The following is a 25,724-nucleotide window of genomic DNA, read 5'->3' as shown; positions in this document are numbered from 1 at the left end:
GGGCCGCCTTTCCCCCGTCGCCTACGCGGCGGCCGGGATCCGCACCTCGGCCTCGGTCAGGGCCAGTTCGAGCACCTGACGGACGTCCGTGACCGGGTGCACGTCGAGCTTCTCCAGGACCTCGGCCGGGACATCGTCGAGGTCCGCCTCGTTCCGCTTGGGGATGATCACCGTGGTGATCCCCGCGCGGTGCGCGGCGAGCAGCTTCTGCTTGACGCCACCGATCGGCAGGACCCGTCCGGTCAGCGAGATCTCACCGGTCATCGCCACGTCGGTGCGGACCAGGCGCCCGCTGAGCAGCGACGCGAGGGCGGTGGTCAGCGTGACGCCCGCGCTCGGCCCGTCCTTGGGGACCGCGCCCGCCGGGAAGTGCACGTGCACGCCCCGGTCCTTCAGGTCGCCGACCGGCAGCTCCAGTTCGGCGCCGTGCGAGCGCAGGAAGCTCAGCGCGATCTGCGCCGACTCCTTCATCACGTCGCCGAGCTGACCGGTGAGCGTGAGCCCCGAAGCGCCGGTCTCCGGGTCGGCGAGCGACGCCTCCACGAAGAGGACGTCACCGCCGGCGCCCGTGACCGCGAGCCCGGTGGCCACGCCCGGCACCGCGGTGCGGCGCTCGGCCGGGTCCTGGGCGGACTCGGGCACGTGGTGCGGCCGCCCGATGAGCCCGCGCAGGTCCTCGTCCTTCACCGTGAACGGCAGCTCCCGCTCGCCCAGTTCGTGCTGGGCAGCGATCTTGCGAAGCAGCCGTGCGACGGACCGCTCCAGGTTGCGTACGCCCGCTTCGCGCGTGTACTCACCGGCGAGCTTGCGCAGCGCGCTCTCGTCGAGGACCACCTCGTCCTCGTTCAGGCCCGCCCGCTCCAGCTGGCGCGTGAGCAGGTGGTCGCGGGCGATGACGACCTTCTCGTCCTCGGTGTAGCCGTCGAGCCTGACCAGCTCCATGCGGTCGAGCAGGGCCTCGGGGATGGCTTCGAGGACGTTGGCCGTGGCCAGGAAGACGACGTCGCTGAGGTCGAGTTCGACCTCCAGGTAGTGGTCGCGGAACGTGTGGTTCTGCGCCGGGTCGAGCACTTCGAGGAGGGCGGCGGCCGGGTCGCCCCTGAAGTCCGAGCCCACCTTGTCGATCTCGTCGAGGAGCACGACCGGGTTCATCGACCCGGCCTCCTTGATGGCCCGCACGATGCGTCCGGGCAGCGCCCCCACGTACGTACGACGGTGGCCGCGGATCTCCGCCTCGTCGCGCACGCCGCCGAGCGCGACCCGCACGAACTTGCGGCCCATGGCGTGCGCCACGGACTCGCCGAGCGAGGTCTTGCCGACGCCGGGCGGGCCCACCAGGGCGAGCACCGCGCCGCCGCGGCGTCCGCCGACGACGCCGAGGCCCCGGTCGGAGCGGCGCTTGCGCACCGCGAGGTACTCGGTGATGCGCTCCTTCACGTCCTGGAGCCCGGAGTGCTCGGCGTCGAGGACCTCCTGGGCGCCCTTGATGTCGTACGCGTCCTCGGTGCGCTCGTTCCAGGGCAGTTCGAGGACGGTGTCCAGCCAGGTCCTGATCCAGGAGCCCTCGGGCGACTGGTCGCTGGAGCGCTCCAGCTTGTCGACCTCCTTGAGGGCGGCCTCGCGGACCTTCTCGGGCAGGTCGGCGGCCTCGACGCGGGCGCGGTAGTCGTCGGACTCCTCGGCCGCGTCCTTGCTGTCGCCGTTGATCTCGCGCAGCTCCTTGCGCACGGCGTCCAGCTGGCGGCGGAGCAGGAACTCGCGCTGCTGCTTGTCCACGCCCTCCTGGACGTCCTTGGCGATGGTCTCGGCGACGTCCTGCTCGGCGAGGTGCTCGCGCAGCTGCGCGGTGGCGAGCTTGAGCCGGGCGACCGCGTCCTCGGTCTCCAGGAGCTCGATCTTCTGCTGGGTGGTGAGGAACGGCGAGTAGCCGGAGTTGTCGGCGAGCGCGGAGACGTCGTCGATCTGCGTGACGCGGTCGACGACCTGCCAGGCGCCGCGCTTCTTCAGCCAGCTGGTGGCGAGCGCCTTGTACTCCGTGACGAGCTCGGTGACGGCGCCGGGAAGCGGCTCGGGGACCGAGTCGTCGAGCCGCAGGCCCTCCACCCAGAGCGCGGCACCGGGCCCGGTCGTGCCCGCACCGATGCGGACGCGGCCCCGGCCGCGGATGAGCGCGCCCGGGTCACCGTCCGAGAGCCTGCCCACCTGCTCGACGGTGCCGAGCACGCCCGTCGACGCGTACGTCCCGTCGATGCGCGGAACAAGCAGCACCTTGGGCTTGCTGTCGCCACTGGACCGCGCGGCGGCCTGTGCCGCCTCCACGGCGGCGCGCACGTCGGCGTCGGACAGGTCGAACGGCACGACCATGCCGGGCAGGACGACCTCGTCGTCGAGCGGCAGCACGGGCAGAGTGAGCGGTGTGGACGTCGAAGCCATGATCTCCCCTTCGGCATTCAAGTTGAGCTATACCGACTCAATGCTTATGAGCTTCGGGATGTTCCCCGGGGCGCGTTCGCTGTGAGCGATCAGCGAAATCTCCTCCGCGACGGGCGGCGGTCCGCTCCCGTGAACCGCCGGGCGGCGAACGCCCGATAGGGAGGGCGTGAGACTGTTCCGCCCCATGGGGGCCGACCGCGACGACGACGCGGCGCTGCTGCGGTCCGTCGCCGAGGGCGACGCGCAGGCGCTCGCCGCGCTCTACGACCGGCACGCCGGATGGCTGTACGCGCGCCTCGCGCGGCGCTGCGGCGACCCCGACGTCGTACGCGAGGTACTCCAGGACACCTTCATGACCGTGTGGCGGTCGGCGGGCTCGCACCGGGGCGGGGAGGCGGGCGGCTGGCTGTGGGTGATCGCGGCGCGCCGCCTGGTGGACGCGCGGCGCGCACAGCCGCGGACGCCCTCGGCCCTCGCCCAGCCCCCCGCGCTCGCGCCCTCCGCCGAGGAACACGTGCTGGCCGGGCTGGAGTACGCGGACGTGGGCACCGCGCTCGACCGGATCTCCCCCGAGCTGCGCGAGGTGCTGCGCGCCACGGTCGTCGACGGCCTGACCACCCGCGAGGCCGCGCACCTGCTCGGGATACCCGAGGGCACGGTCAAGACCAGGGCCATGCGGGCCCGCCGCGAGCTGCGCGAAGCCCTGGCCCACCTCGCCTCCGGCGGCGATGCCCTGGGAGGACTGACATGACGACGACCTGGCACGTGACGGCCGCGAACGCGGCCCGGTACGCGGCGGGCGACCTGCCCGACACCGACGCGTGGTCACTGGAGAAGCACGTGGAGGTCTGCGGCCGCTGCGCGCCCCTGGTGACCGGCGCGGTCCGCCGTGGGCCCTCGGGCCCGGACCTGGCGGCCGTCAGGGGGGCGGTGCTCTCGGCGGTACAGGGGTCCGCCGAGAGCCCGGCCCCCTCCCCCCTCCCCGGCTCCTGGCAGGTGTTCCGGGCCGTGGGGCCCGCGCTGCGGGGGCCCTGGCTCGTCGCGCTCGTGACGGTGTGCGCGGGGGCCGTCGGGCTGGCGTACGCGACGGGGTTCCACGGAGCGCGCACCCTGCTGCTCGCGCTCTCCCCCGTCCTGCCGCTCGTGGGCGTCGCCGTCTCCTACGGTCCGCACGCCGATCCCGTGCACGAGCTCGCCGCCTCCACCCCGTCGGGCGGCCTCCGGCTGCTCCTGACCAGGACCCTCGCCGTGCTCGCCGTGAGCCTGCCGCTGCTCACCGCCGCCGGTGCCGCGGCGCCCGGCACGGGCGGCGCACCGGGTCCCGCCGCCTGGCTGCTGCCGGGGCTCGCCCTGACGGTGGCCGCCCTGGTGCTCGGTTCGTACGTGGGCTGCCGCGCCGCCACCGCGACGGTCGCCGCCGGGTGGCTCCTCGCGGTGCTCGCCCCGGTGCTCGCCGGGCCCGACGGCGGGACCGGGGTGCTCCCCGTCACCGCACTGAACCGGCAACTCGCCCAGTACCTCGCGGGCCCCGGAGCCCAGAGCTGCTGGGCCGCCGCGGCCGTCCTCGGCGCGGCCCTGCTCGCCCTGCGCCGCCACTCCTTCGACCTGGAGAAGCCGTGAACCACCCCGCCCCCGGCGCGGCCCGCGTCACCGGACTCACCGTCCGCCACCGCAAGGCCCTCGCCCTGGACGCCGTCGACCTGGACTTCGGCACCGGGGTGCACGGCCTGCTCGGCCCGAACGGCGCGGGCAAGACCTCCCTGATCCGCGTCCTCGCGACGGTCGCGAAACCGGACGGCGGCCGCGTCGAGCTGTTCGGCCAGGACATGACCGGCCACCGCGAGCGCTCGGCGGCCCGCCGCAGGCTCGGCTATCTGCCGCAGGAGTTCGGCTACTACCCGGGCTTCACCGTGCGCGAGTTCGTCTCGTACGTCGCCTGGCTGAAGGAGATGCCGAGCGAGCGCACCGCGGCCGCGGTGGAGCGCGCGGTGCGCCGCGTGGGTCTCGCCGACCGCATCGACGCGAAGGTGCGCACCCTCAGCGGCGGCATGGTCCGCCGGGTCGGCATCGCCCAGGCCGTCGTGAACGACCCCGACGTCCTGCTCCTCGACGAGCCGACCGCCGGACTCGACCCCGAACAGCGGGTCGCGTTCCGCGAGCTGCTGAGGGAGCTGGGCACCGGGTGCACCGTCATCGTCTCCACCCACCTGGTGGAGGACGTGGCCGCGGCCTGCACCGAGGTGACCCTCATGGAGTCGGGCCGGGTCGCCTACCGGGGCACGCCCGCCGCCCTGACGGAACTCGGTGCCGCCGCCCCCGACGCCGACCCCGGCGCCAACCCCATCGAGCGCGGCTACACGGCGGCCCTGCGGGACCACCGCACGGCCACCGCCGGAGCCCGAAAGTGACCACTTCCCGCACCACACGCCCCCACGGCACACGCCTCCGCACCACGCATCCCCCGGCCGCCGAACTCCGCCCCGACCCCAGCCCCAACCCCATCGAGCGCGGCTACACGGCAGCCCTGAGGAACCACCGCACGGCCACCGCCGGAGCCCGAAAGTGACCACTTCCCGCACCACACGCCCCCACGGCGCACGCCCCCGCACCACGCATCCCCCGGCCGCCGAACTCCGCCCCGACCCCAGCCCCAACCCCATCGAGCGCGGCTACACGGCAGCCCTGAGGAACCACCGCACGGCCACCGCCGGAGCCCGAAAGTGACCACTTCCCGCACCACACGCCCCCACGGCGCACGCCCCCGCACCACGCATCCCCCGGCCGCCGAACTCCGCCCCGACCCCAGCCCCAACCCCATCGAGCGCGGCTACACAACGGCCCTGAGGGACCACCGCACGGCCACCGCCGGAGCCCGAAAGTGACCACTTCCCGCACCACACGCCCCCACGGCGCACATCCCCGCACCCCGCACCCCCTCGCCGCCGAACTCCGCCGCGGCCCCGGCCCCTGGTCCGGCCTCGCCGTGCTGGGTGTCGTCGCCCTCGCCATGGGCACCCACGCCCAGGACTGGCAGGGCAGTTGGGCCAGGACCGGGGACTCGCTGCGGACCGCCGGACTGCTGCTCGGCGGGCCGCTCGCGCTCGCGACGGGCTGCTGGACCGGGGGCCGCGAGCGGCGCCGCGGCACCCTCGCCCTGCGCGCGTCGCTGCCCCGGTCGCCGCTGCGGCAGACCCTGCTCGCGCTGGCGCCCGCCGTGTGCTGGCCCGTACTGGGCCATCTCGTCGCCGCGACCGGCTGCCTGCTGGCGACCTGGCCGTACGCGAGCGCGGGCCGCCCGTTCCTGTCGCTGCTCATGGCGGACGCGGTGGCACTCGGCGCGCTGGCCGTCCTCGGCTTCGTGGCGGGCCGTGTGGTCCCCTGGCGGCTGACCGCGCCGCTGCTCGCCGCGGCGGCCTACGTCGTCCTCGGCTCGGCGAGCTACACCACGTCGCACCTCAGCCTGCTCTCCCCCGCCCTCGACCACGGCTACGACTGGGACCGCCCCGTGTGGTGGTTCGGCCCGGTGAGCGCCCTCTGGACGGCCGGGCTCGCGGTCGGCGCGCTGCTGCTGCTCGCGGCCAGGACACGGTCCACCGCACTCGTCCCGCTCGCCGCCGCGGGCTGCGCCGCGGCACTGCTCGTACAGACCGGCGGAGGTCTGTGGCGCCCCGATCCCGCGGCGGCCGCACTCGTCTGCGACGACGGCGCCCCGAAAGTGTGTGTGACCCGTGTCGAGCGGCGGCTGCTCCCCCAGGTGGGTGCGGCCCTGACGGACCTGCGCACCAAGCTGCGCGGGGTGCGAAGCGCGCCCGAACGGCTCGTCGGCGGGCCCTGGGAGACGTCGCCCGACGGCCGTCCCGCGCCCCGCTCGGGCACCGCCGCGGGCACGGCCCGCCTGGCCGACCTGGAACTCGCCTCGGTGCGCGACCGGCTCGTCGACCCCGCCGCGTACGCGAACTCCGTCGCCGGCGAGCTGTTCGCCGAGGAGTGCCCGCCGGGCGCGGACGGGGGCGGTTACTCGACGCGGTCCACGGAGATCGCCGACGCCGTGATCCAGTGGCTCGCGCCGTCGCCGTCCTTCGCGTACTACGGGCCCGGTGCGGAGCGCCAGTTGCGGAAGATCGAGGCGTTGGGCGCCCGGGAGCGGGCGGCCTTCCTCACGGAGTACTTCGCCGCGGACCGCTGCGACGCCGCTCGGGTGCCGTCGCCGTGAACCTCCGCCACCCGGCCCGCGCCGACGGTCGGCTGCTGCACGCACGGTCCCAGGCGCTCCCCCTCACCCTCGCGAGCCTGCTGTGCGCCGCCGCTGCCGCCGCCTGGGGCGGCCACCTGCTCCAGGAGCGGCTCGGCTACGGGAACAACGCCCGCGTCCCCGTCGTCGTGCTCGCCCCGCTCCTCGTCGCCGCCGCCGTCGGCACCGGGCTGCACAGCCACAGCGACGAGCTCGACCGCACGGCCGTACGACCGTGGTGGCCGCGGCGCGCCGCCCAGCTCGTGGCCCTCACGGCGCTCGCGGCGGGGCTGCTCGCGCTCGCCCTGCCGGGGTTCCCCGCCCGGTTCGGCGCCGCCGCGGTCGTCCGCAACGTCCTCGGGGACGTGGGCCTCGCGGCCGGGGCGGCCGCGCTGATCGGCGCGCGGCTGAGCTGGCTGCCGGTGACCGTTTACGCGGGCGCGGTCTACCTCGCCGCGCCCGCGCGGCCCGGCGGGTCCTCCGCCGTCTGGGCCTGGGCGATGCAGCCGGGGCCGCAGGGCGCGGCCTGGGCGGTGGCGGCGGCTCTCTTCGTCTGCGGCGGCGCGCTCTACGCCTCGTGCGGGGCGCGTCCCGACGGGGCGCGCGACTGACGCGCGCGCCTGAGCAGGGGCCAGGTGGCCACGCCGATCAGGAGCGCCAGCAGGTGGCCCCAGTTCGTCATCGGGTCGGCGAACGCCACCAGGTCGTCGATCAGCATCAGACCGAAACCGGCCAGGACGATCCAGCGCAGCCAGGGCGCGAGCAGGCCCGCGAGCGCGCCGACGCTGGCCGCCACGCCGAAGCTGATGCCGTAGTCGAGGCGGTGCAGCGAGCTGTCGGGCAGGTGGCCCGCGAGGACCGAGAGGCCGACGGGGATCTCGGTGGCGAGCGTGGCGACCCCGTGCCCGAGCAGGAAGACGCCCGCGGTGCGCCAGGCGCCGATGCGGCGTTCCAGCGCGGTCAGGACGAGCAGGAAGCCGATCGCGTACGGCGAGGTGATGCCGCCCGCGATCCACAGGGCGCTGGCCACCAGGACCAGGGCGGGCGCGTGGGCGAGGTTGGTGACGTCCGTGCTGGAGCCCTGGAGCAGCGAGTAGACGAGGTCCGGGTCGGCGTACTCGGTGAGGAGGGAGGTGGCCACCAGGACCAGGGCGTAGACGAAGGTGAAGGGGGTGCCCTTGGGGGTGGGGAGGAGGTGCCGGGGGCGGAGCTTCGCCGCGGTGACGGTCCGCCCGCGCGTGTCCGCCGAGTGCGCGGAAGGCTCCGGTTGCGCGAGTGCGGGACCGTCCCGGTACACCCGTTCTCGAACGCGGCCGTCCGCCGGTGGGGGCTGCGCGGGGATTCCGTTCAGGTGCGGCGCCGGGTCCTCCTGGGACCCGGGCGCGACCTCGGCAGACTTGACGCTCTGGTTCACGGGTGAGGCGCTCCTTCCGTCCCGGCCCACCCTTTGCCCCCTTTTCCCGCGTTGTCTATGACCGACGCCACGTGAGGGCCGATTCACAGCAACCCGGGAGCCCGAATGCGCGTTGTCGCCGGGTTCGGTCGGGGCCGGGTGGGATGACGGGCCTCTCTTCTACGCTGAGCGCCATGCACACCCACACCACCGCCCCCGTCGTCCTCGACCGGCGCGAGGGGCCGTACGGCGAAGTCGTACTGCGGCGCCACGGTGAGCTGCTGCAGATCATCGCCAACGGCTGTTTCCTGATGGACACCTCGGACGGACGTTCGGAGCGGCTGCTCGTCGACGCGGCGCGCGACGCCCTCGACGACCGGCCGGCGCCCGATGTCCTGATCGGCGGACTCGGCGTCGGCTTCTCGCTCGCCCACGCCGCCGCGGACCCGCGCTGGGGACGCATCGCCGTGGTCGAGCGCGAGCGGGCGATCATCGACTGGCATCGCGGCGGGCCGCTGGCCGGGCTCTCCGGCGCGGCCCTCGCCGATTCCCGCACCGAGATCCTGCACACAGACCTGGTCGCGTACGTCGAGGGCACCGATGACACCTTCGACGCCCTCTGTCTCGACATCGACAACGGACCCGACTGGACCGTGACCGAGGGCAACAACTCCCTTTATTCGCCTGCCGGTCTGGCCTCCTGCAAAGCCCGCCTCAACCCCGGCGGAGTACTCGCCGTCTGGTCCGCCCAGCCCTCGTCCATTTTCGAAGACTCTCTACGGAATGCCGGATTCTGTGGGGTACGCACCAAAGAGATCCCCGTTGCCCGAGGCGTCCCCGACGTGGTGCATCTCGGCGTAAGGGCTGCGTAGCCGAGGTGCCTTCGCGCCCCGTACCCTGCTGACCGAACACAAGCGATCAGTGTCAGGGGCGGGGCGATGGAGCAGACACACACCTCCCACAACGGCGCTACGGCGGCGATGCCCGGCGCCCAGCGCCGGGTGCTGGTGGTCGAGGACGACCCGACGATCGTCGACGCCATCGCCGCCCGGCTGCGCGCCGAGGGTTTTGTCGTGCAAACGGCGGGCGACGGTCCTTCGGCGGTCGACACCGCCCAGGCGTGGCAGCCCGACCTGCTGATTCTCGACATCATGCTGCCGGGCTTCGACGGCCTGGAGGTGTGCCGCCGGGTGCAGGCCCAGCGGCCCGTGCCCGTCCTCATGCTCACCGCGCGTGACGACGAGACGGACATGCTGGTCGGGCTTGGCGTCGGCGCGGACGACTACATGACCAAGCCGTTCTCCATGCGAGAGCTGGCGGCGCGCGTGCACGTGCTGCTGCGCAGGGTCGAGCGGGCCGCGCTCGCCGCGACCACGCCCCGCAGCGGCATCCTGCGCCTGGGCGAGCTGGAGATCGACCACGCCCAGCGGCGGGTGCGGGTGCGCAGCGAGGACGTCCACCTGACGCCCACGGAGTTCGACCTGCTCGTCTGTCTGGCCAACACACCGCGCGCGGTGCTCTCGCGCGAGCAGCTGCTCGCCGAGGTGTGGGACTGGGCCGACGCGTCGGGGACCCGCACCGTCGACAGCCACATCAAGGCGCTGCGCCGGAAGATCGGCGCGGAGCGGATCCGCACGGTGCACGGTGTCGGGTACGCCCTCGAGACACCCACACCGTGAGGCGGGCCCTGCGATGAGCGGGCCCTTCGGAGGGCTGCAGCCTTTCTCCATCAAGACGAAGCTCGGCGCCCTCGTCGTCGTCTCCGTCTTCATCACCACGGGCCTGCTCCTGGTGGCGATGAAGACGGAGACCGAGCTGCGCTTCATCACCGTCTTCTCGGTGATCGCCACGCTCCTGATCACCCAGTTCGTGGCGCACAGCCTCACCGCGCCGCTCGACGAGATGAACGCGGTGGCCCGCGCCGTCTCGCACGGCGACTACACGCGCCGGGTGCGCGGCGCCGACCGGCGCGACGAGCTGGGCGACGTGGCCTCCACCATCAACCGCATGGCCGACGACCTGGAGGCCCAGGACCGGCAGCGCAAGGAACTCGTCGCCAACGTCTCGCACGAGCTGCGCACCCCCATCGCCGGTCTGCGCGCGGTCCTGGAGAACGTCGTGGACGGCGTCTCCGCTGCCGACCCGGAGACCATGCGTACCGCCCTGAAGCAGACGGAACGCCTCGGCAGGCTCGTGGACACCCTCCTGGACCTGTCCCGCCTGGACAACGGCGTCGTCCCGCTGAAGGCCCGCCGCTTCGAGGTGTGGCCCTATCTGTCGGGCGTCCTGAAGGAGGCCAACATGGTCGCCTCCGCGCGCGCGGGCATCGCGTCGGGCTCCGGCAGCCATACGCGTACGGACGTCCATCTGCACCTCGACGTGTCGCCGCCCGAGCTGACGGCCCACGCGGACGCGGAGCGGCTGCACCAGGTCGTGGCGAACCTCATCGACAACGCCGTCAAGCACAGCCCTCCGCACGGGCGGGTGACGGTGCGCGCCCGGCGCGGCCCCTACCCCGAGTCGCTGGACCTGGAGGTGCTCGACGAGGGCCCCGGCATCCCGGAGTCCGAGTGGCACCGCGTCTTCGAGCGCTTCAACCGGGGCAGCCACGCGGGCGCCCCCGTCCACGGCCAGGGCAACGACGGCGGCACGGGCCTCGGCCTCGCCATCGCCCGCTGGGCGGTCGATCTGCACGGCGGTCACATCGGAGTGGCCGAATCCCCTCGGGGCTGCCGCATCCAGGTCACCCTTCCGGGCCTGCCCGAAGTGTGAAGTTGACGTAGGGTTCGAGACGGAAGCGGACCGCGGGCGGATGTCAGCCCCGCCCGGGCGCCGCCGCCGCGCGTAGACGCCTCACCGGCGTACCCGCGCGGCCATCTGGCGTTGCAGAACCTCGCTTGTTTCCCGCCATTCAGCGCCCTGAAACCCTCGTTCCGGTGTGACTTACGCGACGGATGACGGGCCCGGTCTGCACCTCGTGGCAATGGAGGCGTAGCCTTAATTCCCGCTGTCCATCACCTTGTGAAGCGGAAGAGGGCGGTTACCGCCGTGTCGTCACAGTCCCCCAGTAGCTCGAGCATCTCGACCGACCAAGACGGTCAGGGCAAGGACCCTGCTGCTGCCTTCGGTCCCAACGAGTGGCTCGTCGACGAGATCTATCAGCAGTACCTCCAGGACCCGAATTCGGTCGACCGAGCCTGGTGGGACTTCTTCGCCGACTACAAGCCAGGGGTGGGCGCTTCCGTAGCCGCCGCCCCGGCGAAGCCGGCGGGTGACGCGGCCGCGGGGGCCGCGCCCACCACTCCCGCCGCCCCGGCGAAGCCCGCGGCCAAGGCCGCGCCCGCCGCCCCCGCGGCTCCGGCAGCCCCCGCCGCGAAGCCCGCGGCCGCCGCTCCGGCCCCCGCGGCCAAGCCCGCCGCCGCGAAGCCCGCCGCCAAGGCGGAGCCCGCGAAGGAGGCCCCGGCAGGGCCCGAGTACGTGACGCTGCGCGGTCCCTCGGCCGCTGTCGCGAAGAACATGAACGCCTCCATCGAGGTCCCCACCGCCACGTCGGTGCGCGCGGTCCCGGTGAAGCTGCTCTTCGACAACCGCATCGTCATCAACAACCACCTCAAGCGCGCCCGCGGCGGGAAGATCTCCTTCACGCACCTCATCGGGTACGCGATGGTGCAGGCCATCAAGGCCATGCCGTCGATGAACTACTCCTTCGTGGAGAAGGACGGCAAGCCGACCCTGGTCAAGCCGGAGCACATCAACTTCGGCCTCGCCATCGACCTGGTGAAGCCCAACGGCGACCGCCAGCTCGTGGTCGCGGGCATCAAGAAGGCCGAGACCCTGAACTTCTTCGAGTTCTGGCAGGCCTACGAGGACATCGTCCGGCGCGCCCGCGACGGCAAGCTCGGCATGGACGACTTCACCGGCGTCACGGTCTCGCTGACCAACCCCGGCGGCCTCGGCACCGTCCACTCGGTCCCCCGCCTGATGCCCGGCCAGTCGGTCATCATGGGCGTCGGCTCGATGGACTACCCGGCGGAGTTCCAGGGCACCTCCCAGGACACCCTGAACAAGCTCGGCATCTCGAAGGTCATGACGCTCACGTCGACCTACGACCACCGGGTCATCCAGGGCGCCGCCTCCGGCGAGTTCCTGCGCATCGTCGCGAACCTCCTCCTCGGCGAGCAGGACTTCTACGACGAGATCTTCAAGGCGCTCCGGATCCCCTACGAGCCGGTCCGCTGGCTCAAGGACATCGACGCCTCGCACGACGACGACGTCACGAAGGCCGCCCGCGTCTTCGAGCTGATCCACTCCTACCGGGTGCGCGGCCACGTCATGGCCGACACGGACCCGCTGGAGTACAAGCAGCGCAAGCACCCCGACCTGGACATCACCGAGCACGGCCTCACCCTGTGGGACCTGGAGCGGGAGTTCGCGGTCGGCGGCTTCGCCGGCAAGTCGATGATGAAGCTGCGCGACGTCCTCGGCGTCCTGCGCGACTCGTACTGCCGCACCACCGGCGTCGAGTTCATGCACATCCAGGACCCGAAGCAGCGCAGGTGGCTCCAGGACCGCATCGAGCGCCAGCACGCCACGAAGCCGGAGCGCGAGGAGCAGCTGCGCATCCTGCGCCGGCTGAACTCCGCCGAGGCCTTCGAGACCTTCCTGCAGACGAAGTACGTCGGCCAGAAGCGCTTCTCCCTGGAGGGCGGCGAGTCGGTCATCCCGCTGCTCGACGCCGTCATCGACAGCGCCGCCGAGTCGCGCCTGGACGAGGTCGTCATCGGCATGGCCCACCGCGGCCGCCTGAACGTCCTCGCCAACATCGTCGGCAAGTCGTACGCCCAGATCTTCCGCGAGTTCGAGGGCAACATGGACCCCAAGTCCATGCACGGCTCCGGCGACGTGAAGTACCACCTGGGCGCCGAGGGCACCTTCACCGGCCTCGACGGCGAGCAGATCAAGGTCTCGCTCGCGGCGAACCCGTCCCACCTGGAGACGGTCGACCCGATCATCGAGGGCATCGTCCGCGCCAAGCAGGACATCATCAACAAGGGCGGCACGGACTTCACGGTCCTGCCCGTCGCCCTGCACGGTGACGCGGCCTTCGCGGGCCAGGGTGTGGTCGCCGAGACGCTGAACATGTCGCAGCTGCGCGGTTACCGCACGGGCGGCACGGTCCACATCGTCATCAACAACCAGGTCGGCTTCACCGCCGCCCCGGAGTCGTCGCGCTCCTCCATGTACGCCACGGACGTGGCCCGCATGATCGAGGCGCCGATCTTCCACGTGAACGGCGACGACCCCGAGGCCGTCGTCCGCGTCGCCCGCCTCGCCTTCGAGTTCCGCCAGGCGTTCAACAAGGATGTGGTCATCGACCTCATCTGCTACCGCCGCCGCGGTCACAACGAGTCGGACAACCCGGCGTTCACGCAGCCGCTGATGTACGACCTGATCGACAAGAAGCGCTCGGTGCGCAAGCTCTACACCGAGTCCCTCATCGGTCGCGGCGACATCACCCTGGAAGAGGCCGAGCAGGCGCTCCAGGACTTCCAGGGCCAGCTGGAGAAGGTCTTCACGGAGGTCCGCGAGGCCACCGCGCAGCCCGGCGAGGCCGAGGTCCCGGCGCCGGAGGCCGAGTTCCCCGTCAAGATCGACACCGCGATCTCCCAGGAGATCGTGAAGCGGATCGCCGAGTCCCAGGTCAACATCCCCGACCGGGTCACCGTCCACCCGCGCCTGCTGCCGCAGCTGCAGCGCCGCGCGACGATGGTCGAAGAGGGCACGATCGACTGGGGCATGGGCGAGACCCTCGCCATCGGCTCGCTGCTCCTGGAGGGCACCCCGGTCCGCCTGTCGGGCCAGGACTCGCGCCGCGGCACGTTCGGTCAGCGCCACGCGGTGCTCATCGACCGCGCGACGGGCGAGGACTTCACGCCGCTTCTGTACCTCTCCGAGGACCAGGCGCGCTACAACGTCTACGACTCGCTGCTCTCCGAGTACGCGGTGATGGGCTTCGAGTACGGCTACTCGCTGGCCCGCCCCGAGGCTCTGGTGATGTGGGAGGCGCAGTTCGGCGACTTCGTCAACGGCGCGCAGACGGTGGTGGACGAGTACATCTCGGCCGCCGAGCAGAAGTGGAACCAGCACTCCGGCGTCACGCTGCTGCTGCCCCACGGCTACGAGGGCCAGGGCCCGGACCACTCGTCCGCCCGCATCGAGCGCTTCCTCCAGCTGTGCGCGCAGAACAACATGACCGTCGCGATGCCGACGCTCCCGTCGAACTACTTCCACCTCCTGCGGTGGCAGGTGCACAACCCGCACCACAAGCCGCTGGTCGTCTTCACCCCGAAGTCGATGCTGCGCCTGAAGGCCGCCGCGTCGAAGACGGAGGAGTTCACCAGCGGTGGCTTCCGCCCGGTGATCGGCGACGCGACGGTCGACCCGGCCGCGGTGCGCAAGGTGGTGTTCTGCGCGGGCAAGCTCTACTACGACCTGGAGGCGGAGCGCACCAAGCGCGGCGCCACGGACACGGCCCTCATCCGCATCGAGCGCCTGTACCCGCTGCCGGGTGCCGAGCTCCAGGCGGAGATCGCCAAGTTCCCGAACGCCGAGAAGTACCTGTGGGCGCAGGAGGAGCCGGCGAACCAGGGCGCGTGGCCCTTCATCGCCCTCAACCTCATCGACCACCTGGACCTGGCGGTCGGCGCCGACATCCCGCACGGCGAGCGCCTGCGCCGCATCTCGCGCCCGCACGGCTCGTCCCCCGCGGTCGGCTCGAAGAAGCGTCACGAGCAGGAGCAGGAGCAGCTCGTACGCGAGGTGTTCGAGGCCTAGACCTCGGCGGTTCTCCGTACGGTGGGCCCGGTCCCGAGCGCTTGTCGCTCGGGGGCGGGCCCACCGTCGTTGGCGCCCCGGGTGGCGCCGCCGACCCACCGCTTACGATGAGACGCAAGAGACCGACCGCACCAGGAGCATGAGTTGTACTTCACCGACCGTGGCATCGAGGAGCTGGAGAAGCGGCGCGGCCAGGAGGAGGTCACCTTCGAGTGGCTCGCCGAGCAGCTCCGCACCTTCGTGGACCTCAACCCGGACTTCGAGGTCCCGGTCGAGCGCCTCGCCACGTGGCTGGCGCGTCTCGACGACGAGGACGAGGACGAGTAGTCACCTGCCGAGCAGGACGGGGGCCAGTTCGCGCCACTGCGGCAGCGGCAGCTCGGCCGGGTCCTCGGTGAGCACCTGTACGCAGACGTGGTCGGCGCCCGCGTCGAGGTGTTCCCGCACGCGCGCGTGGAGCGCGTCCACGTCTCCGTAGGCGACGATCGCGTCGACCAGACGGCGGCTGGGGCGTCCTCCCGCCAGGTCCTCCTCGCCGAACCCCAGGCGGCGCATGCTCGCCGCCTGATGGGGCGCCATCGTGACGTAGCCCGCGACGTGCGCGGCGGCCACCTCGCGGGCCCGGTCGACGTCCGTGTCGAGGACGACGGCCTGTTCGACGCCGAGGAACGCGTCGGGCCCCATCGCCTCGCGGGCCAGCGCGGTGTGCTCGACGGGGACGAAGTACGGGTGGGCGCCCCAGGTCCGCTCGGCGGCGAGACCCAGCATCTTCGGGCCGAGCGCGGCCAGGACGCGGCGCGGCGCCGGGTCGGGGGCCGGTCCGTGGGCCGGGGCCGCGTCCATGGAGTCCAGGTAGCGGCGCATCGTCGACAGCGCCTTCCCGCGCGCGGGGACCGGATATCCGTCGACCTCGCTGACGGTGTCGTCGACCCGGTGGCCGCCGAGGCCGAGCACGTAGCGCCCGGGAAAGGCCTCGCCGAGGGTGCGCTCCGCCGCGGCCATGGCGAGCGGCTCCCTGAAGGCGATGTTGGCGATGCCCGACGCGACGACGATGCGGCGGGTCGCGGTCAGCAGCAGCCAGGCCTGCCCCGCCGAGTCCCGGCCGAACGCCTCCCCGTACCAGAGCGCCCCGTACCCCAGCTCCTCGATCTCCGCCGCCGCTTCACGCACCCGCCCCGCGGGCTGTCCCTCGAAGGCGAACGTCCAGATCCCGGCCTCGCCGAGCCCCGTCCGTGCCAAGGCGTCACTCATCGCCCCTCCTTGCGCCACAGTCGATGCGGAGAGCTTCTCCGCTTGCCGGATGAGACCATACGGAGAACCTCTCCGCATGGCTAGCCCCCGGCCCCGGAGAACGGAAGGATGGCCCCATGACGACGGCCCACGAACGACAGCCGCGCGCCGATGCCCGACGCAATCGCGAGCGCATCGTCGCCGCCGCGCGCGAAGCGTTCGCCGAGTCGGGGCCCGACGCCTCCCTGAACGACATCGCCCGCCGCGCGGGAGTCGGCCCCGGCACGCTCTACCGGCACTTCCCCGCGCGCCCCGCCCTCCTGACGGCGGTCCTGAAGGACCGCATCGACACGCTGTGCGGCCGCGCGGACGAGCTCCTCGCGACGGACTCCCCCGACGACGCGCTCGCCGGGTGGCTGCACGTCCTACTCACCCACGCCCGTGCCAACCAGGGCCTCGGCGGCGCCGCCATGCTCGAGGAACTCAGCAGACCCGACGCTCTCGGCTTCGACTGCCACCAGCGCATCCAGGACACCGCCGAGCGCCTCCTGACCCGCTCCCAGCACGCGGGCACGGCCCGCCCCGACCTCACGGCCACGGACCTGATCCAGCTGGTGGTCGGCATCGCCCTCTCCACGACGCACCGCACCACGGATCCGTCCCAGCCCGAGCGGCTGCTCGCGTTGGTGCTGGACGCGGTGGTGGGGAGGCGGACCTAAGGCCCTTTGCGGTACCGGTACCGGCCCGCCTATCGCGGGCGCGCGCACCCCCTCAGTCGCGGGCGCGCAGCCTGTCGTACGCGAGGCCCAGCGCGCCCTGCACCAGGAGCAGCGCGGCCGCCGCCGCCCAGCCCCCGCTGCGCCGCCGTACCGCCCACGCGGCCAGCGGGAGTCCGGCCGCCACCTGTGCCGCGGCGAGCGCGCGGGCCCTCGGGCCGCGCACCCAGGGACCCAGCGGGCCCTTCTCGACCACGTCGAACTCCGCCCGCACCGCATCCCGCCAGCCGGACCACTCGACCTGGCGCGCGCCCCGCTGGACCCGCGCCACCTCGCGCAGCCGGTCGGCCGGTTCGCCGGGGGTGAGGCCGGTGGGGAGCGTGAGTCCGGTGCGGGTGAGCACCGCGAGGAGGCCGAGCATCCTCGCGCGGGCGTCGGCCTCGGTGTCGGGGCGGGCGAGCGCCTCCAGGGACTGCATGTCGAGGACGGGGTCGAGGCCGAGGCGCGCGGCGAACGTCCGCATCGCCTCGTCCTCGCCGACCGGCGTCCCGTTGGCCAGCCACACGTAGCCGACCGTGCGCCGGAAGCCCGCGGCGAGGGTGTAGCCGGAGCGGTCCGCGTCCCACCACAGGGCGAGGACCGGCCAGGTCGACCCGACGGCGAGCGCGGTGGCCCAGCCGGTGAGGACCCGGTCGACCGGCTCCTCACCGTGCAGCCAGGGCTTGCCCTCGGGCACGAGCACGCTCCACCCGGGACCGGCGGGCGCGAGCAGCATCCGCTCGCGCAGGAGCTGGGCCACCGCGTCGACGGTGTCGGGCTCGGCCCGGCAGAGCAGCAGCGCACCGGCCGATCCGGCGCGCTCGGAGACATCGGACGACATGGCCCCACGCTAGGACAGATCGGCACGAGGCGCATAAATGCCGCAGCCGGACGGCGGCCTCTCGCCGACGGTCTCTCGTCGGCGGTCTCCCGCTCGGGTCCGCATTGATGTCTTGACTTTCCATATCCGCGATATATCGTGAATAGCAGAGACGCGATATGGCGCGTCGCGCCCCCCGATCCGCCAAGGAGGTCACCATGTCCGAGTGGTCCGTCGCCGAGCCCCGGAAGCTCACGTTCGACGCCCCTGTGACGACACTCCATGTGCGCGTCGTCAACGGCACGGTGAACGTCGTGGGCACCGACGAAGGTTCCGCCCGCCTGGAGGTCTCCGAGATAGAGGGCCCGCCCCTGACGGTGACCCACGAGGACGGCACCCTCACCGTCGCCTATGACGACCTGCCCTGGAAGGGCTTCCTGAAGTGGCTGGACCGCAAGGGCTGGCGCCGCAGCGCGGTGGTCTCGCTCGCCGTGCCCTCGGGAGCGCGCGTCGAGGTGGGCACGGTCGGCGCGGGCGCCATGGTCTCCGGCATGGAGGGCCGCACGGAGGTGCGCGGTGTCACGGGCCAGACGACCCTCGTGGGACTCTCGGGCCCGGTCCGCGCGGAGACGGTGTCGGGCAGCGTCGAGGCCCAGGACGTCACCGGCAGCCTGCGGTTCTCCTCCGTCTCCGGCGACCTCACCGTCGTCGAGGCGGCGGGTTCCTCCGTCCGGGCGGATTCGGTGAGCGGCTCGATGATCGTGGACCTGGACCCGGCGGGCGGCGCGACCGACGTCGGTCTGACGAGCGTCTCGGGCGAGATCGCGATCCGGCTGCCGCACCCGGCGGACGCGGAGGTGGAGGTGGACACCGCGAGCGGCTCGGTGTCGAACGCCTTCGAGGACCTGCGCGTGAGCGGCCAGTGGGGCGCGAAGAAGATCACCGGTCGGCTCGGCAGCGGCCGGGGCAGGCTCAAGGCGACGACGGTCTCCGGCTCCATCGCGCTGCTGCGCAGGCCACCGATGGAGGAAGATCCTTACGACGAGGTCCCTCTGGAGACCCCTCCGGAGGACGCCGCCCACCCCGCCCCACCCACGGACCACACCCCCGAGCCGACCGACGGCCCCGTCGACGGCCCCACCGACAAGAAGGTGCTCTGAAATGCCCCCCGTGTTCGCCCACGGCCGCCTCCGCCTGTACCTGCTGAAGCTGCTCGACGAGGCGCCGCGCCATGGGTACGAGGTGATCCGCCTCCTCGAAGAACGCTTCCAGGGCCTGTACGCGCCTTCGGCGGGCACGGTGTATCCGCGCCTGGCGAAGCTGGAGGCCGAGGGCCTGGTCACGCACACCACGGAGGGCGGCAGGAAGGTGTACTCCATCACGGACGCGGGCCGCGCCGAGCTGGCCGACCGCAGCGGCGAACTGGCCGACCTGGAGCTGGAGATCCGCGAGTCGGTCGCCGAGCTCGCCGCCGAGATCCGGGACGGCGTGCAGGGCGCCGCTGGCGACCTGCGCCGCGAGATGCGCGCGGCCGCGGAGGAGGCCCGCGCTTCCGGCCCGTCCGGCGGCCGCAAGGGCCAAGGCCGCGGCTACCCCGACCCGTCGGACTTCTTCGACTGGGCGTCCGGCGACAAGGAGGGCTGGCGCCAGGCGAAGGAGGAGTTCAAGCGCGCCAAGCAGGAGTGGAAGGAGCAGGCGCGGCGGGCGAAGGACGAGAGCCGCCGGGCCCGCGAGGAGGCCCAGCGGGCGCGCCGCCAGGCCAAGGAGGCGCAGGAGCAGGCACAGACCCAGGCCAAGGAGGAGTTCCAGCGCATCGCCCGGCACGTCCAGGAGCAGGTGCAGGACCACTTCACCCGGGGCGACTGGCCGACGGGCGTGCGGGAGGGCCTGACGGAACTGGCCAAGGAGTTCGGCGAGTTCGGGAAGGAATTCGGCAAGGACTTCGGCAAGGGCTTCGGCCGCGGCGAAGCGGAGGCGGGCGCCAAGCCCGGACCGGCCACCGAGCAGCCCAAGTTCAGCAAGGGCGACCCCGAAGGCCCGGCCGTGGACTACGCCCCCGACTGGGCCAAGGAGGACCCGACCGGCGACCCGGCCCGCGACCTGGACCGCCTCCTGGACCGCTTCCGCGACGACATCCGCGACGCGGCCCGCGACCACGGAGTCTCCTCCGACCAACTCCGGGAGGCCCGCCAGCACTTGTCCACGGCGGCGGCCCACATCGGAGCGACGCTGCGGTCACCTCGCCCCTGAGACGGGGCGAGGCGGGCCACAACGGACGAGGTGGCGGGCGTGGGGTGAAGGCCCCACGCCCGCGGCCGCCAACGAACCCCCACCCCCACAAGAGACTCCAGCTCGCCGGGTAGGAGCACGGGTGGAGCGGGCGGGCAAGGGGGCCGCCCGCAGGGCGGAACAGTCCACCGTTACCCCGCCATCGCCTCCCCGCCCCCACCATGAAGAACCCTCCGGACCGACCCCTCCGTCACCCCGTGGTCCGCGAGGACATCGGCGACGGCGCCACGCCCCAGGGTGAGCGCGAGGAGGAGGTGCTCGTCGCCGAGTTGGCGCCCCCGTTCACCGGTGACGATGCGCAGCGCCCGGACGAGTACGTCCTTGGCTTCGGGGGTGAAGGGGCGGTGACCGGACCGTACGACGCCGAGCAGGCCGCGTCGGGGGCGTGCGTCCGACAACGCCCCGGCGCCATGCGCCTGTTCGACCCGGGAGACGATCTCGCCGAGGTCGATGCCGAGACCGGCCAGGGCATCGACGTCCGCCCGGCTCATCCCGCCCCTGCGCCGTACCTCGTCGAGGGCCGCGGCGATCGAGTCACGCCGCCCCTTCGCCCCGAGCGCGGCCAGGACGAAGGAGGCCCGGCTGCCCTCGCGATCGAGGAGCGAGAGGAGGAGATGGGCCTCTTCGACGCTGTCGTGCCCCGCCCGCTCGCAGTGGACGACAGCACCCTTGACGACATCCCTGGCGTTGCGCGTGAACCGTTCGAACATCACTGCCTCCCGTACTTCTTGTGCACGGCCTGCCTGCTGACCCCGAGCTCCGCGGCGATCTCCTGCCACGACCAGCCCTGCACACGCGCGCTGCGCACCTGCACGGCCTCCAACTGCTCCACCAGCTTCCGCAGCGCGGACACGGCTCGCAGCCCGATCCGTGGATCGCGATCACCCGCCCGCTCGGCGAGATCCGTTGCTTCGCTCATACATGTCAATGTAGGTTGACACGCCACCGGATGTCAACCGCAGTTGACATCCGGCAAGCGAGGAACGCCCCTCAGACCTCCAGCACGATCTTCCCGAACTGCCCGCCGGACTCCATCCGCTCGAACCCCTCGCGCGCCCGGTCGAGCGGCAGCACCTCGTCGATGACGGGCCGCACACCCGTGGCGGCGCAGAAGGCGAGCAGGTCCTCCAGCTCGTCCTTGGTGCCCATGGTCGAGCCGACGACCTTCAGCTCCAGGAAGAAGATCCGGGTGAGCTCGGCGTGCGAGGGCCGGTCGCCGCTCGTCGCCCCCGAGATCACCAGCGAGCCGCCCGGCTTCAGCGACTTGACCGAGTGGGACCAGGTCGCCGCGCCCACCGTCTCGATCACCGCGTCCACCCGCTGCGGAAGGCGCGCGCCCGGCTCGACGACCTCCACGGCGCCGAGTTCGAGGGCGCGCTTGCGCTTGGCCTCGTCCCGGCTGGTGGCGAAGACTCGCAGGCCCGCGGCCTTGCCGAGGACGATCGCGGCCGTGGCGACGCCGCCGCCCGCCCCTTGGACGAGCACCGAATCCCCGGGGCGCACACCGGCGTTGGTGAAGAGCATCCGGTAGGCGGTGAGCCACGCGGTCGGCAGGCAGGCGGCCTCGGCGAAGGACAGTTCCTTCGGCTTGGGCAGCACGTTCCAGGTGGGGACGGAGACCTGCTCGGCGAAGGTCCCCTGGTACTTCTCGGTCAGGATGGACCGGCCCTCGCGGGGCCCGACGCCGTATCCGGACTGGCCGATGACGGAGTGCAGGACGACCTCGTTGCCGTCCTCGTCGACGCCCGCGGCGTCGCAGCCGAGGATCATCGGCAGCTTGTCCTCGGCCAGACCGACCCCGCGCAGCGACCACAGGTCGTGGTGGTTGAGGGAGGCGGCACGGACGTTCACGGTCGACCAGCCGGGGCGCGTCTCGGGGGCGGGCCGCTCCCCCAACTCAAGGCCTTCGAGCGGCTGGTCACGGTCGATACGGGCGGCATAGGCAGCGAACATGCGCCGACCCTAGGCCGCCGCCGGGCCGCGGCGGAACCACGTACGACTGTGACACGCACCGCGCCCCCTGCCGTACGACGCGAACTCATCGCGTACGGCAGGGGGCGCGGGTCACACCACGGGGCGGGGCCTCAGCGGCGGGCCACGCCCTCGGCGCGCGCGGCGGCCGCGACCGCCGCCGTGACGGCCGGGGCGACCCGCTCGTCGAACGGCGAGGGGATCACGTAGTCCGCCGAGAGCTCGTCACCGACGACGCCCGCGAGCGCGTCGGCGGCGGCGATCTTCATGCCCTCGGTGATCCGCGAGGCACGGACCTGCAGCGCCCCGGCGAAGATGCCGGGGAAGGCGAGGACGTTGTTGATCTGGTTCGGGTAGTCCGAGCGGCCCGTCGCCACCACGGCCGCGTACTTGTGCGCGACGTCCGGGTGGACCTCGGGGTTCGGGTTGGCCATGGCGAACACGAAGGAGTCGGGCGCCATGGAGGCCACCGCGGGCTCCGGGACGGTGCCGCCGGAGACGCCGATGAACACGTCGGCGCCGTTCAGCGCGGCCTCGAGGGAGCCGCTCAGACCGGCCTTGTTGGTGATCTCGGCGAGCTCCCGCTTGACCGGCGTCAGGTCGTCCCTGTCCCGGCTCACGACGCCCTTGCGGTCGGCCACGGCCACGTCCCCGAGTCCCGCTTCGAGCAGGAACTTGGCGATGGCCACACCGGCCGCGCCCGCACCGGAGATCACGGCGCGCAGATCGCCGAGCGTGCGCCCGGTCAGCTTCGCCGCGTTCCGCAGGGCGGCCAGCGTCACGACGGCCGTGCCGTGCTGGTCGTCGTGGAAGACGGGAATGTCGAGCCGCTCCTGGAGCTTGCGCTCGATCTCGAAGCAGCGCGGGGCCGAGATGTCCTCGAGGTTCACGCCGCCGAAGGAGGGGGCGAGCCGCACCACGGTCTCGACGATCTCGTCCGCGTCCGTGGTCGCGAGCGCGATCGGCACCGCGTCCACGCCGCCGAACTGCTTGAAGAGGATGGCCTTGCCCTCCATCACGGGGAGGGACGCCTCGGCGCCGATGTCGCCGAGACCGAGCACCGCGGTCCCGTCGGTCACCACGGCGACGACATTGGATTTCCAGGTGTAGTCGTGCACGAGCTCCGGCTGCTCGGCGATGGCGCTGCACACCTTCGCGACGCCGGGTGTGTACGCGAGGGACAGGTCGTCCTTGTCGCGGACCGGCACGGTGGCCTGCACGGCCATCTTGCCGCCACGGTGCAGCGCGAATGCCGGATCGAAGGGCTCATCTGCACCCGCAGGGCCCACGTGATCCGTATCGCTGTCGCTGCGAGGATTGACGATCTCCGCTGCCACTTGTCTGACCCCTTAAGTCTTATTCATCAGTTGAGGGTGTCCACTCCTGGTTGAGAAGTGGGCGGGCACCGCGTCCGTTCCCCGCCTGTCGGCGGAGGGAGGTACGAACACGCGGGCGCGCCGCACACGCGCCCTGAGCCCCGGATGAGGGGTGTAACCGTCTTTTCTACCGGATAGGTCCGACCGCCGACGAGCTGTATTTGTTTCGACCCTAGGTCATTTGACCGATTTTACCGAAAAGTGCATTTGCGTTGTCCGCATCGCGAGATAGGTCGGCTTTCACTTGGTTAACGGCGATTCGCTCCCGCACCGATAAGCCCTTGCTGTACCGGGCTGTTCGGATTCGAGGCTGGCCCGTTATCCGATTTTGACATCTCCGGCACCCAGAATCGGACGGTCCGAATGGCAAGATGCCGTCATCACACGAGGTCGCGACACCCGAAGGTGTGTGCCCGACCCATCGGCAACTCCCTCATCCGCCGGAGGACCCACCATGACCGCAAGCTCCCTTTGTCGTAAGACCGCAGCGAAGTCCGCGAAGTCCCGGATTGCCGCGGTCGGCGCGATCGCGGTCGCCGGCACGCTGCTGCTGTCCGGCTGCGGCGACCAGACCAAGGACAAGGGGTCCGACTCGGTCAGCAACGCCCCGCTCGCCGACAAGCTCCCCAAGGACATCCGCGACAAGGGCGTCATCAAGGTCGGGTCCGACATCGCCTACCCGCCCGTCGAGTTCAAGGACAAGTCGGGCAACACGGTCGGCATCGACCCGGACCTGGGCGAGGCGCTCGGCAAGCAGCTCGGCGTGGACTTCGAGTTCGAGAACGGCACCTTCGACACCCTCCTCGGCGGCCTGCGCTCCAAGCGCTACCAGATCGCCATGTCGGCCATGACCGACACCAAGAACCGCCAGGAAGGCGTCGACGAGGACACCGGCAAGAAGGTCGGCACCGGCGTCGACTTCGTCGACTACTTCACCGCGGGCGTCTCGATCTACACCAAGAAGGGCGACGACCAGGGCATCAAGACCTGGTCCGACCTCTGCGGCAAGAAGATCGTCGTCCAGCGCGGCACCGTCTCGCACGACCTGGCCAAGGCCGAGTCGAAGAAGTGCGGGGGCGGCAAGAAGATCGCCATCGAGCAGTTCGACAACGACCAGCAGGCCCAGACGCGACTGCGTTCCGGCGGCGCCGACGCGGGCTCCTCCGACTTCCCCGTGGCCGCGTACGCGGTGAAGACCTCGGGCGGCGGCAAGGACTTCCAGCTGGTCGGCGAGCAGGTCCAGGCCGCCCCGTACGGCATCGCGATCTCCAAGAAGAACCCGGAGCTGCGCGACGCGATCAAGGCCGCGCTCGACGCGATCATCAAGAACGGCGAGTACGAGAAGATCATCAAGAAGTGGGGCGTCGAGGCAGGCGCGGTCAAGGAAGCCACGGTCAACGGCGGCAAGTGACCGCGTCCCTCCTAGTCGCTGAAAGGCCACTCCCGTGACCACCGACATCTCCAAGAAGGGCCCCGAGGACGGCGTCCCGAAGGCGCGCCCCGCGGAGGCCATCAAGGCCATCCCGGTCCGCCACTTCGGCCGCTACGTCGCCGCGGTCCTCGCGATCGGCGTCCTCGCCGCGATCGTCTACGCCTTCTCGCAGGGCGACATCAACTGGGGCGCGATCCCCGACAACTTCTTCGACGAGCGCATCCTCAAGGGTGTCCGAGAGACACTGATCCTCACCTTCCTCTCGATGCTCATCGGCGTCGTCGGCGGTGTGGTCCTTTCGGTGATGCGCCTGTCGAAGAACCCGGTGACCTCCTCGATCGCCTGGTTCTACATCTGGTTCTTCCGCGGCACCCCGGTCCTGGTCCAGCTCTTCGTCTGGTTCAACCTCGGCTTCGTCTTCGACTACGTGAACCTCGGTCCGATCTACAAGGACGAGTGGTCGGACTTCATGACGCCGTTCCTGACGGCGCTGCTCGGCCTCGGCCTCAACGAGGCCGCGTACATGGCGGAGATCTGCCGCGCCGGTCTGCTCTCGGTCGACGAGGGCCAGACCGAGGCGTCGCACGCGCTCGGCATGAGCCACGGCAAGACCCTGCGCCGCGTGGTGCTCCCGCAGGCGATGCGCGTGGTCGTGCCGCCGACGGGCAACGAGTTCATCAACATGCTGAAGACGACCTCGCTCGTCGCGGCCGTCCAGTACTACGAACTCCTCAAGTACGCCCAGGACATCGGCACCTCGTCGGGCGCGACGGTGGAGACGCTGCTGCTCGCCGCCGCCTGGTACCTGATCATGACGTCGATCCTCAGCGTCGGTCAGTACTACCTGGAGCGCTACTACGCGCGCGGCTCGTCCCGCACCCTGCCGGACACACCGTTCCAGAAGATCAAGGCCAACATGTTGTCGCTCGGCAACCGCGCGGGAGGTGTCCGCTGATGACC

The 25,724-nt window shown here is 71.9% G+C and carries 23 protein-coding genes; 15 read left to right on the top strand and 8 right to left on the bottom strand.

From position 1 onward, the window contains the following. Positions 1 to 21: 21 nt before the first annotated feature. A complete protein-coding gene (lon, locus tag KY5_RS27545) occupies positions 22 to 2,433 on the bottom strand; it encodes an endopeptidase La (protein WP_098244746.1) in 2,412 nt (803 codons plus the stop codon). Positions 2,434 to 2,599: 166 nt separating this feature from the next. Here lon and KY5_RS27540 point away from each other — a divergent pair, with 166 nt between their 5' ends. The 5 genes from KY5_RS27540 to KY5_RS27520 all read left to right on the top strand — a co-directional run bounded on the left by KY5_RS27540 (position 2,600) and on the right by KY5_RS27520 (position 7,275). Further along, the gene (locus tag KY5_RS27540) at positions 2,600 to 3,184 is read left to right on the top strand and encodes an RNA polymerase sigma factor (protein ID WP_199843267.1); all 585 of its coding nucleotides are present in this window, start codon (positions 2,600 to 2,602) and stop codon (positions 3,182 to 3,184) included. Further along, entirely contained in the window at positions 3,181 to 4,053 is an 873-nt protein-coding gene (locus tag KY5_RS27535) for a hypothetical protein (protein ID WP_098244744.1), read from the top strand. The genes KY5_RS27540 and KY5_RS27535 overlap by 4 nt, the downstream gene beginning before the upstream one ends. After that, entirely contained in the window at positions 4,050 to 4,841 is a 792-nt protein-coding gene (locus tag KY5_RS27530; RefSeq protein WP_098244743.1) for an ABC transporter ATP-binding protein, read from the top strand. Before KY5_RS27535 ends, KY5_RS27530 begins: the two co-directional genes overlap by 4 nt. Positions 4,842 to 5,311: 470 nt before the next feature. Beyond that, positions 5,312 to 6,646, top strand: a complete 1,335-nt coding sequence (locus KY5_RS27525; RefSeq protein WP_098244742.1) for a hypothetical protein — start codon at positions 5,312 to 5,314, stop codon at positions 6,644 to 6,646. Next, positions 6,643 to 7,275 carry a hypothetical protein gene (locus KY5_RS27520; RefSeq protein ID WP_098244741.1) on the top strand — a complete coding sequence of 211 codons (633 nt, stop codon included), beginning with the start codon at positions 6,643 to 6,645 and terminating at the stop codon, positions 7,273 to 7,275. Before KY5_RS27525 ends, KY5_RS27520 begins: the two co-directional genes overlap by 4 nt. On the opposite strand, the gene KY5_RS27515 is transcribed toward KY5_RS27520, so the two are convergent. Continuing rightward, positions 7,233 to 8,078 carry a rhomboid-like protein gene (locus KY5_RS27515; protein WP_234362885.1) on the bottom strand — a complete coding sequence of 282 codons (846 nt, stop codon included), beginning with the start codon at positions 8,076 to 8,078 and terminating at the stop codon, positions 7,233 to 7,235. The genes KY5_RS27520 and KY5_RS27515 overlap by 43 nt on opposite strands. Positions 8,079 to 8,251: 173 nt before the next feature. On the opposite strand from KY5_RS27515, the gene KY5_RS27510 reads away from it, so the two are divergent. From KY5_RS27510 to KY5_RS27490, 5 genes are all read left to right on the top strand, one after another. After that, the gene (locus tag KY5_RS27510; protein WP_098244740.1) at positions 8,252 to 8,929 is read left to right on the top strand and encodes a spermidine synthase; all 678 of its coding nucleotides are present in this window, start codon (positions 8,252 to 8,254) and stop codon (positions 8,927 to 8,929) included. Positions 8,930 to 8,995: 66 nt separating this feature from the next. Continuing rightward, positions 8,996 to 9,736, top strand: a complete 741-nt coding sequence (locus KY5_RS27505) for a response regulator transcription factor (protein WP_055555160.1) — start codon at positions 8,996 to 8,998, stop codon at positions 9,734 to 9,736. A gap of 13 nt (positions 9,737 to 9,749) precedes the next feature. Next, entirely contained in the window at positions 9,750 to 10,829 is a 1,080-nt protein-coding gene (locus tag KY5_RS27500) for a HAMP domain-containing sensor histidine kinase (RefSeq protein WP_098244739.1), read from the top strand. Positions 10,830 to 11,105: 276 nt separating this feature from the next. Further along, on the top strand, positions 11,106 to 14,891 hold the full coding sequence (locus KY5_RS27495) for a multifunctional oxoglutarate decarboxylase/oxoglutarate dehydrogenase thiamine pyrophosphate-binding subunit/dihydrolipoyllysine-residue succinyltransferase subunit (RefSeq protein WP_098247512.1): 3,786 nt from the start codon (positions 11,106 to 11,108) through the stop codon (positions 14,889 to 14,891). Between the two features lie 144 nt (positions 14,892 to 15,035). Then, positions 15,036 to 15,218 (top strand): DUF6104 family protein, encoded by a 183-nt coding sequence (locus tag KY5_RS27490; protein WP_055509879.1) that lies wholly within the window; start codon positions 15,036 to 15,038, stop codon positions 15,216 to 15,218. On the opposite strand, the gene KY5_RS27485 is transcribed toward KY5_RS27490, so the two are convergent. Next, the gene (locus tag KY5_RS27485; protein WP_098244738.1) at positions 15,219 to 16,142 is read right to left on the bottom strand and encodes a TIGR03620 family F420-dependent LLM class oxidoreductase; all 924 of its coding nucleotides are present in this window, start codon (positions 16,140 to 16,142) and stop codon (positions 15,219 to 15,221) included. 116 nt (positions 16,143 to 16,258) lie between these two features. Between KY5_RS27485 and KY5_RS27480 the strand changes: the two genes are divergently transcribed. Next, positions 16,259 to 16,840, top strand: a complete 582-nt coding sequence (locus tag KY5_RS27480) for a TetR/AcrR family transcriptional regulator (protein WP_098244737.1) — start codon at positions 16,259 to 16,261, stop codon at positions 16,838 to 16,840. A gap of 52 nt (positions 16,841 to 16,892) precedes the next feature. On the opposite strand, the gene KY5_RS27475 is transcribed toward KY5_RS27480, so the two are convergent. Then, positions 16,893 to 17,717 (bottom strand): hypothetical protein, encoded by an 825-nt coding sequence (locus KY5_RS27475; RefSeq protein ID WP_098244736.1) that lies wholly within the window; start codon positions 17,715 to 17,717, stop codon positions 16,893 to 16,895. Between the two features lie 197 nt (positions 17,718 to 17,914). Here KY5_RS27475 and KY5_RS27470 point away from each other — a divergent pair, with 197 nt between their 5' ends. Beyond that, entirely contained in the window at positions 17,915 to 18,856 is a 942-nt protein-coding gene (locus KY5_RS27470; RefSeq protein WP_159072605.1) for a DUF4097 family beta strand repeat-containing protein, read from the top strand. Position 18,857: 1 nt separating this feature from the next. After that, positions 18,858 to 19,946 carry a PadR family transcriptional regulator gene (locus KY5_RS27465; protein ID WP_098244734.1) on the top strand — a complete coding sequence of 363 codons (1,089 nt, stop codon included), beginning with the start codon at positions 18,858 to 18,860 and terminating at the stop codon, positions 19,944 to 19,946. Positions 19,947 to 20,116: 170 nt separating this feature from the next. Here KY5_RS27465 and KY5_RS27460 read toward each other — a convergent pair whose 3' ends face one another. The 4 genes from KY5_RS27460 to KY5_RS27445 form a co-directional block, all read right to left on the bottom strand. After that, positions 20,117 to 20,695 (bottom strand): Clp protease N-terminal domain-containing protein, encoded by a 579-nt coding sequence (locus KY5_RS27460; RefSeq protein WP_098244733.1) that lies wholly within the window; start codon positions 20,693 to 20,695, stop codon positions 20,117 to 20,119. Continuing rightward, the gene (locus KY5_RS27455; RefSeq protein ID WP_098244732.1) at positions 20,695 to 20,904 is read right to left on the bottom strand and encodes a helix-turn-helix domain-containing protein; all 210 of its coding nucleotides are present in this window, start codon (positions 20,902 to 20,904) and stop codon (positions 20,695 to 20,697) included. Before KY5_RS27455 ends, KY5_RS27460 begins: the two co-directional genes overlap by 1 nt. Positions 20,905 to 20,975: 71 nt before the next feature. Then, on the bottom strand, positions 20,976 to 21,938 hold the full coding sequence (locus KY5_RS27450; protein ID WP_098244731.1) for a zinc-binding dehydrogenase: 963 nt from the start codon (positions 21,936 to 21,938) through the stop codon (positions 20,976 to 20,978). Positions 21,939 to 22,069: 131 nt separating this feature from the next. Next, positions 22,070 to 23,293 (bottom strand): NAD(P)-dependent malic enzyme, encoded by a 1,224-nt coding sequence (locus KY5_RS27445; protein WP_098244730.1) that lies wholly within the window; start codon positions 23,291 to 23,293, stop codon positions 22,070 to 22,072. 493 nt (positions 23,294 to 23,786) lie between these two features. Between KY5_RS27445 and KY5_RS27435 the strand changes: the two genes are divergently transcribed. After that, a complete protein-coding gene (locus tag KY5_RS27435) occupies positions 23,787 to 24,743 on the top strand; it encodes an ABC transporter substrate-binding protein (protein WP_098244728.1) in 957 nt (318 codons plus the stop codon). Between the two features lie 34 nt (positions 24,744 to 24,777). Continuing rightward, entirely contained in the window at positions 24,778 to 25,719 is a 942-nt protein-coding gene (locus KY5_RS27430) for an amino acid ABC transporter permease (RefSeq protein WP_098244727.1), read from the top strand. Positions 25,720 to 25,724 lie beyond the last annotated feature (5 nt).

This window comes from Streptomyces formicae, from assembly GCF_002556545.1.
Classification (GTDB): Bacteria; Actinomycetota; Actinomycetes; order Streptomycetales; family Streptomycetaceae; genus Streptomyces; species Streptomyces formicae_A.
Note: the sequence above shows the minus strand (reverse complement) of the source record. Positions and strands in the feature narration are given on the sequence as shown.